The 1,211-nt window shown below is 55.5% G+C and carries 1 pseudogene; it reads left to right on the top strand.

The annotated features are described in order from the left end of the window. Positions 1 to 1,211 (top strand): annotated as a pseudogene (locus FE394_RS19410) (RHS repeat-associated core domain-containing protein); the annotation flags it as partial.

Genomic DNA, 1,211 nt, shown 5'->3' with positions numbered 1-1,211 from the left:
CTGACCGGCGAACTATGCCTGACTGACCGCCGTACCCAGTTGACGTACCATTTCAGCCCGACTTCAGGCAACACGCGAAAATTGTCTGCTATCACTGACCGGCGTCAGAACCGGATTGATTTTATCTACGATAAACAGTCGCAACTGACGGCAGTCACCCGCAATGACGGCCTGCGGTTAAGCCTGCATTATCTGGACGGTCGGCTTCATACGATCAATATGCAGGAGAGCCGCGAAGGCCAGCCTGCCGGACAACGGTTGTTGACCTGTCAATATGACTCACAGGGATATCTGAACGAATGTGATGCTTTCCAGCACAACCACCTGTGGCATGAATATGATGTGCAAGGGCGGATGATCCGCTGGCATGATACCGACCAGACTGACCTGACGATAACCTATGACGAACGCGGCCGGGTACTCAGCACCACCTCCCCCAGCGGCTATTGGCATGACCACTTCCGCTACGATGATAACGCCCGTATTACCACCTATCTGGATGGCGAAGGCGGTGAAACCCGCTACCACTACGACCCGAACGGGTTGGTGATACGGGAAGTTGATCCGCTGGGGCGCATCACCCGCCGCCAGTGGCGACACAGCCTGCTGATGTGGGAAAGTGACCCGATGGGGCAGATGACTGCTTTTGATTACACCCCTGACGGTGCGCTGACCGAAGTGAAACTGCCGACCGGCGATACTTTTGCTTACGGTTATGATGAACACGGGCAGCTTATCGAAAGTGTCCTGCCGACCGGCGAACGTTGGCAATTTCACTATGATGAGCAGAGCAACCTGACTGCGCTAACCAATCCGCTAGGGCACAAAGAAGAATACCAATACGGTACTCATGGCGAATTGCGCCAGCGTCTGTTACCGGATGGCCGCCAGTGGCACTATGCCTATGACGAGAAACAACGGCTGGCCGCCGTGATGACACCGGATGGCGAAACTACTGGCCTGCAACTGGATGTATTGGGGCGTTTGCGCCAATTCACCGATGCGCTAAAACAGCAAACACACTACCGCTATAGCGATGACCATGCCAGTCTCAATAACGGCAGCCTGACCGAAGTTGAATTGCCGGATGGCGTTACCCAAAAGCTGGAATATGACAGCGAGCGGCGCGTGGTGGCCGTTACCGATGGTGAAGGCCGTACCACCCGTTACACCTATGGCGCGTTTGACCTGCTGACCCAAATGACCCGCCC

The organism is Xenorhabdus littoralis (genome assembly GCF_033949345.1).
Classification (GTDB): domain Bacteria; phylum Pseudomonadota; class Gammaproteobacteria; order Enterobacterales; family Enterobacteriaceae; genus Xenorhabdus; species Xenorhabdus littoralis.
Note: the sequence above shows the minus strand (reverse complement) of the source record. Positions and strands in the feature narration are given on the sequence as shown.